The 6732-nt window shown below is 73.6% G+C and carries 6 protein-coding genes; 3 read left to right on the top strand and 3 right to left on the bottom strand.

What is annotated here, in order from left to right; genetic code table 11:
- The 3 genes from AB0M20_RS20280 to AB0M20_RS20270 form a co-directional block, all read right to left on the bottom strand.
- Positions 1 to 661: STAS domain-containing protein (locus tag AB0M20_RS20280; RefSeq protein ID WP_364300255.1), on the bottom strand; the 661-nt coding region annotated here is incomplete at its 3' end.
- Positions 662 to 728: 67 nt separating this feature from the next.
- Positions 729 to 1829: a glycosyltransferase gene (locus AB0M20_RS20275; protein WP_364300253.1), complete on the bottom strand. Its 1101-nt coding sequence runs from the start codon at positions 1827 to 1829 to the stop codon at positions 729 to 731.
- Positions 1817 to 2821 (bottom strand): glucosyl-3-phosphoglycerate synthase, encoded by a 1005-nt coding sequence (locus AB0M20_RS20270; protein WP_364300251.1) that lies wholly within the window; start codon positions 2819 to 2821, stop codon positions 1817 to 1819. The genes AB0M20_RS20275 and AB0M20_RS20270 overlap by 13 nt, the downstream gene beginning before the upstream one ends.
- A 138-nt stretch (positions 2822 to 2959) precedes the next feature.
- On the opposite strand from AB0M20_RS20270, the gene AB0M20_RS20265 reads away from it, so the two are divergent.
- The 3 genes from AB0M20_RS20265 to AB0M20_RS20255 all read left to right on the top strand — a co-directional run.
- Positions 2960 to 3922 (top strand): Gfo/Idh/MocA family oxidoreductase, encoded by a 963-nt coding sequence (locus AB0M20_RS20265; protein WP_364300249.1) that lies wholly within the window; start codon positions 2960 to 2962, stop codon positions 3920 to 3922.
- Complete coding sequence (locus tag AB0M20_RS20260; RefSeq protein WP_364300247.1) at positions 3919 to 5001, top strand: zinc-binding alcohol dehydrogenase; 1083 nt, start codon at positions 3919 to 3921, stop codon at positions 4999 to 5001. The genes AB0M20_RS20265 and AB0M20_RS20260 overlap by 4 nt, the downstream gene beginning before the upstream one ends.
- Positions 5002 to 5068: 67 nt before the next feature.
- Positions 5069 to 6732, top strand: a 1664-nt coding sequence (locus AB0M20_RS20255) for an ABC transporter ATP-binding protein (RefSeq protein ID WP_364300245.1), incomplete at its 3' end; no start/stop codon positions are given.

The following is a 6732-nucleotide window of genomic DNA, read 5'->3' as shown; positions in this document are numbered from 1 at the left end:
CCCACGACTCGGTCAGCTCGCGGACCAGCCGCAGCCCTCGACCTCCCGCGTCCCTCAGGCCGGGCTCCGCCGGCAGCGGAAGACGCCGGCTGCCGTCGCGTACCGTCATGCAGATCTTGTTGTTCCGCAGCCCCAGCGTGAAGTCCATCGTGGTGTGGGCATGCCGCACCACGTTGGCCACCAGCTCGGTTGCGACCAGCGACGCCGTGGCCGCCGCCTCCGAGCGGTGCCATGTGCCGCAGGCCTGCGAGACCAGCTGCCGCACCTGACGGCACGCGTCCGGCACCGGCCGCAGCCGCACTCGGATCCGGCGCGGTTCCGGTTCGTCGGCGATCGCCGCGAGCGCGTCGTCGCAGTCGTCGGCGCTGGTGATCCGCTCGCAGTCGAGGTCGATGGCGCCCTTGCCCGGGCCGCACAGCACGACCGGCACGTCGGGCCAGTCCTGCGTGTCGGTCATCAGGTCCACGAGAACCCCCAGGGCCGCCTCGTCGGCGATCCGCACGGGGCCGAGGTCGACGAGCACCGCTTCCGGCTGGGTGACCAGGCAGCGCGCGACCGCCCGGCGCAGGGCGTCGGAGGTCTCGCCGTCGAGGTCACCACGCACGCGCAGCACGGCCACCGGCAGATCCTGTTCCGGCCGGCAGACCAGATGGCTGGTCATGCGCCCCCTCCCGTGCGATGCATCCTGGGCACCCCGAGGTGCCCTGGGAACGGGGGAGGCAAACACGTCAGAGGGACATCACTTGGCGGTAGAGGCCCAGGTAACGCTCGGCCATCACGGCCGGCGTGAATCTGCGGGCGGCCTCGGCGCGGCATTCGTCCGGCGAGATCGCCGTCGCCTTGTGCACCAGCTCTCCCAATTCGTTCTCGTCGGAGGTGAGCAGGCCGGTGTGTTCGTGGCCGATCAGCTCGGGCAGGCAGCCGCGGGCGATCCCGACGACCGGTGTGCCGAGCGCCAGCGACTCGACCACCGCGGTGCCGCCCGGCTCGTCCCAGCGCAGGGGGAACAGCGCCGCCCGCGCGGTGGCCACCAGGTCGTCCCGCTCCTGCCCGTGGACGGTGCCGATCCAGCGCACCCGCCGGCCGTCGACGTGCGGCGCGACATGGTCGCGCCAGAAGCGCACGTCGGGGTTGGCGTCGTCGGTGGCGGCGGCGAGCGCCGGCGGCGAGTGGTACGGCCCGACGGGTCCCGCCAGCACGAGGTCGAACCCGGCGGCGTGGGCGAGCCGGGCCGCCAGGTCCTGACCCTTGCCGGGCGTGATCCGGCCGAGCACCACCACGTGCTCGCCCTTGGTCGCGAGCGGCCGGTCGGCGGAGGCCAGTGGCGTGGCCAGGTGCACGTGGCCGATCGCGTGCGCGCGCAACGCCGCCGGGGCGTGCGTGAGCTGGTCGGCGGAGACGCCGTTGACGCGCAGCCGCGGCCCGGCGTCCAGGCTGCCGTAGAGCGAGGGGTGCTTGGTCAGGTCCCAGTGCAGGGTGTGCAGCACCGGCGGCCCCGAGGCGTCGTACCCGGTCAGCCCGGCCGCCTCCACATGATCGTGGACGAGGTCGATGTCGCCGGCCTGCAGCCGGCGCCGCACCGCGTGCTGGTGTGCGGGCACGATCCCGCACACCCGGTTGTACGGCTCCTGCAGCCGTGCGAACTGCCCGTCGGGGAACACCGAGACCCGCTCGTCGACCGGCTGTTCGCTGTCGCCGACCGTGGCGAGCACCACCTCGACGCCGGCCGAGCGCAGCGCGGGCACCAGCGTGGCGATCACGTTCTCGATGCCGCCGTAGCCGCGCGGCGGCACCGGCAGCCAGGGTCCGGCGTTGATCAGAACTCGCATGCCGGCACCCTCCGGAGCGTGGCCAGCGGGGGCCGCTCGGCGACGGCGGTGTCGGTGACCACGATCTCGCGGTCGAGCGCGGGCAGTGCGTGCTCGCCGCCGCGGCGGAACTGGGTGAGCATCGTGGAGGGCGGCTGCGGCGAGCCGGCCAGGCCGGCCCGGTGCAGGCGGGACCACGCGGTCACCAGGATCTGCGAGGACATCCGGCCGAGCGCCTCGGTGCTCTGGTTGCGGTGGTGCCGTTCGCCGAGGTCCACCTGGGCCAGCGCGTCCAGGCCGACCAGCTCGAGCAGGTCGATCAGCATGGCGATCTCGACGCCGTATCCGGAGACGAACGGGATGCGCTCCAGGGTGTGCCGGCGGCCCGCGTACTCGCCGGCCAGCGGCTGCACCAGACCGGCCAGGTCGGGCCAGAAGAGATTGAGCAGCGGACGCGCGGCCAGCTCGGTGACCCGGCCGCCGCCGTCCGGCTCCACACCGGACGCGTGGGCGAGGGGACGGTGGTAGAAGCCCTTGACGAACTCGACCGAGGGGTCGGTGAGCAGCGGCCCGATCAGCCCGGTGACGAAATGTGCGGAGAAGTCACGCAGGTCGCCGTCGACGAAGGCGACCACGTCACCGGTGGCGGCGGCGAGCCCGGCCCACAGCGCGTCGCCCTTGCCCTCCATCCGGGGCAGGTCGCGGGTCATCTCGTCCTGCGAGATCACCCGGGCCCCGGCCGCCTCCGCGACGTCCACGGTGCGGTCGGTCGACCTCGAGTCGACCACGATGATCTCGTCGACCAGGCCCGCGCGGTCCATCAGGTTGCGGCGGATGGTGGCGACGATCGCGCCGACCGTCGCCTCCTCGTTGTGGGCCGGGACCACCACGCTGACCGTGGTGTCCCGCTTCGCCCGGATAAGTCGGCTCACCGGCCAATCGGCGGCGGCGCTGCTGCGGTAGGTCGTCCAGGCTTCGACCACCGGGGAGACATTCTCGTGCGTAGACCGCATGGGCACCTCCGGGGTTCGCGGAACACGGATTCGATCGACCTTCCCAGATTCCCCTCCTGGGAGTCCGCAATCTTGCGCACAGGTAACGATCTCGTTCGAGGTTGGAGATGAAGACTTTTCCGGGTAGGGAATAGCGCCATGACGATGACGCGAGTGGGGATGGTGGGCGCGGGAGGCGTGGCGCAGCGCCACGCCCGGGTGCTGAGCTCACTTCCCGGAGTACGCCTGGCCGGTGTAACAGACGTGCGCCACGAGGCCGCAGCCGGGCTGGCCGAGGCGCACGGCGCGGTGGCGTACCCGGACCTGACAGCGCTGCTGGACGACGGCCCCGACGCCGTCTATGTGTGCGTTCCTCCCTTTGCGCACGGACCGGCCGAGCGGGCGGTGATCGCCGCCGGGCTGCCGATGTTCGTGGAGAAGCCGCTCGCCGCTGATCTGGACACCGCCACCGCGCTGGCCGCTCTGATCGCCGAACGTGGCCTGATCACCGCGGTCGGTCACCACTGGCGCTACCTGGCGGTGGTGGAGCAGGCCCGCAAGGTGCTGGCCGGGCGGGAGGTCCGGCTGGTGACCGGCGCCTGGCTGGACAAGGTGCCGCCGGTGGCCTGGTGGGCGCGGGCCGACCGCAGCGGCGGGCCGGTCGTCGAGCAGGCCGCGCACGTGCTGGACCTGGCCCGGCACCTGGCCGGCGAGGTCACCGACGTGTGGGCCGCCGGCAACGGGACGCCGCCGCGGGTGGAGGGCGCCGACGTCGACGGGGCGACGGTGGCCGCACTGCGGTTCGCCAGTGGCGCGGTCGGCACGCTCGCGCAGACCTGCGTGCTCGGCTGGAAGGAGCGCGCCGGGCTGGAGATCTACGCCGACGGGTTGTCAGTCGCGGTGAGCGAGACCGGGCTGGTCGTCCGTGATGCGGGCGGCGAGGAGACGACGCCGAGCGATCCGGATTCCGCGCGGGTGGCCGTCGACCGGGCGTTCATCGACGCGGTCCGGGGCGACGCGGACGACATCCGTGTGCCGTACGCGGAGGCGCTGCGTACCCACGAACTGGCCGTCCGCATCGCGGAGGCCGCCCGCCGCACCGAGCCGGGCCACCGCTCATGACCGGGCCGGAGGCTGTGCCCGAGCGGACCGTCATCGTTCCCGAGCCGGGGCGGGTCGAGATCTCCACCGGCGATCCGGAGCCGCTGACCGGCCGCGCGTTCCGGGTCCACACCGTGTTCAGCGGCGTCTCCGCGGGCACCGAGCTGAGCTACGTCAAGGGCACCAACCCGGCGCTGCACCACGGCTTCGACCCCGAGCTGGGCCTGTTCGGCGGGCCGGTCGCCGATCCCTATCCGGTGCGCCGCCTCGGCTACATGGAGGTGGCCCGGGTCGAGGAGACCGGTGCCCTGGTGGCGATGACCTACGGGCACCGCACCGGGTACGCCGCCGACCCGCTGCGCGACCGGATCGTCCCGCTGCCCGGCGAGCTGGATCCAATCCTCGGCATCTACGTCGCCCACATGGGCCCGATCTGCGCGAACGGCCTGCTGCACGCGGCCGCCGACCGGCACGGGACGCACGTCCGCTCGCTGGGCGACGGCGTCCGCGGGCGGCGGGTCGCGGTCGTCGGCGCCGGCGTGGTCGGCCTGCTCACGGCGCTGTTCGCGAAGGCGCACGACGCCGCGTCCGTGGTGGTTCTCGACCCGACCCCGGAACGCCTGGCGGTGGCCGCGGCGCTGGGCCTGGAGACCATGGATCCGGAGGTGGAGGACCCGGCGCCGGTGCTGAAGACGGCCTGGCGGCATCAGGCCGGCGACCGCGGCGCCGACGTCGTCTTCCAGTGCCGGGGCCAGGCGTCGGCGCTGAACCTCGCGTTGCGCCTGCTGCGGCCCCAGGGCACCGTCATCGACCTGGCCTTCTACCAGGGCGGCGCGGACGCGGTGCGGCTCGGCGAGGAGTTCCACCACAACGGCCTTGGCGTGCGCTGCGCGCAGATCGGCCGGGTGCCGCGCGGGCTGACCGCCGAATGGGACCGGGAGCGGTTGTCCGCCGCGACGATCGACCTGCTGCTCGAGTACGCCGAGCCGATCCGCAAGCACCTGATCACCGCCGTGGTGCCGTTCGACCAGGCCCCCGAGTTGCTGATGGACCTGGCGGCCCGGCGGCGGCACGAGTTGCAGGCCGTCATCGCCTGCTGAGCTGCCTGCTGAGCTGCCGCTGAGTCGCGGGCCGAGCCGCGTGCCGGGCGTGGCTACGCTTTCTCACATGGGGGAGGACCGTAAGCGACGGGTGGGGCTTGCGGCGCTCGGTCCCTATCTGCGGCAGCACCGCGGCACGCTGCTGGTGGTCGCGGTCCTCTCGCTGGTCGTCGCGCCCGCCGCCCTGGTCCAGCCGCTGCTGATCCGCGAGCTGCTCGACGGCATCTCGGCCGGCCGCCCGATCAGCCCCGTGGTGGTGGCGCTGATCGCGTTGCTGCTGGTCGGCGCGGTGGTCGACAGCGTCCGCGACTACCTGTTGCAGCGCACCGCCGAGGGCGTCGTGCTGACCACCCGCCGGCGCCTGGCCGGCCACCTGCTGCGGCTGCCGATCCCCGAGTACGACGCCCGGCGCACCGGTGACCTGCTGTCCCGGGTCGGCGCGGACACCACGCTGCTGCGGGCGGTGGTCACCTCCGGGTTGTTCGAGGTGGTCACCGGCGCGGTCATGGTGGTCGGCGCCACCGTCGCGATGCTGCTGCTCGACCCGGTGCTGTTCGGGGTGGCGGCGGTCGGGCTGGGCATCGGGCTGGGCATCGCGATCGTCGTCTCGCGGCGGATCCGCCCGCTGTCGGAGCAGGCTCAGGCGCGGCTGGGCGAGATGACCTCGGCGGTCGAGCGGTCCATCTCCGCCGCCCGGACGATCCGGGCGAGCGGTGCGGAGGAGCGCGAGGCGGCGAGCGTGGGGGAGGGCGCCGAGCGGGCGTACGCAGCGGGTCTGCGGGTGGCCCGGCTGCGGGCGCTGATCAACCCGGTCGCGTCGGCCGCCATCCAGGGCGCTTTCCTGCTGGTGCTCGGGGTGGGCGGCGCGCGGGTGGCCTCGGGCGCCATCTCGGTCGGCGATCTGGTGGCGTTCATCCTGTTCCTGTTCTTCCTGGTGATGCCGCTCGGTCAGGCGCTCAACGCGTACACGCAGCTGCAGACCGGCCTGGGCGCCCTGCAGCGCATCGAGGAAATCCTGGATCTGCCCGCCGAGACCGACGGCGACCGCCCCACGCAGGACCCGCCGCGCACCGCGGCGGTCCGGTTCGAGGCGGTCACCTTCGCCTATCCGGGCGGCGACCCGGTCCTGCACGACGTCAGCTTCGAGGTGCCGCAGGGCAGCCGGGTCGCGCTGGTCGGGCCGTCCGGCGCTGGCAAGTCCACCGCGCTGGCGCTGGTCGAGCGGTTCTACGACGTCTCCGGCGGCCGGATCCTGCTCGGCGGCGTGGACATCCGCGACCTGCCGCGGGCCGCGTTGCGCCGGCGTCTGGGCTACGTCGAGCAGGAGGCCCCGGTGCTGGCCGGCACGCTGCGCGACAACCTGCGGCTGACCGCGCCGGACGCGGACGACGCCCGGCTGCTGGCCGCGCTCGACGAGGTCAACCTGGCCGGGCTCGTGACCCGGACCCCACAGGGCCTGGACGCCGAGGTCGGCGAGGGCGGCGTGCTGCTCTCCGGTGGTGAGCGGCAGCGGCTGGCGATCGCGCGCACCCTGCTGGCGGACGCGCCGATCCTGCTTCTCGACGAGCCGACCAGCAATCTCGACGCCCGCAACGAGGCGTCTCTGCGCAGCGCGATCGGCGCCGCCGCCCGCGACCGCACGCTCATCGTCGTGGCCCACCGGCTGAGCACGGTGATCGATTCGGACCTGATCGTCGTGCTCGAGGACGGCGGCGTCGTGGCCGGTGGGAC

The organism is Actinoplanes sp. NPDC051633, from assembly GCF_040681735.1.
In the GTDB taxonomy this organism is placed as follows: Bacteria; Actinomycetota; Actinomycetes; order Mycobacteriales; family Micromonosporaceae; genus Actinoplanes.
This window is presented reverse-complemented; position numbering and strand designations above follow the sequence as displayed.

Bases quoted from the DNA above. Each gene is read 5' to 3' on its own strand.
- AB0M20_RS20275 (WP_364300253.1), bottom strand. From the start codon at position 1,829: ATGCGAGTTCTGATCAACGCCGGACCCTGGCTGCCGGTGCCGCCGCGC.
- AB0M20_RS20265 (WP_364300249.1), top strand. From the start codon at position 2,960: ATGACGATGACGCGAGTGGGGATGGTGGGCGCGGGAGGCGTGGCGCAG.
- AB0M20_RS20260 (WP_364300247.1), top strand. From the start codon at position 3,919: ATGACCGGGCCGGAGGCTGTGCCCGAGCGGACCGTCATCGTTCCCGAG.
- AB0M20_RS20270 (WP_364300251.1), bottom strand. From the start codon at position 2,821: ATGCGGTCTACGCACGAGAATGTCTCCCCGGTGGTCGAAGCCTGGACG.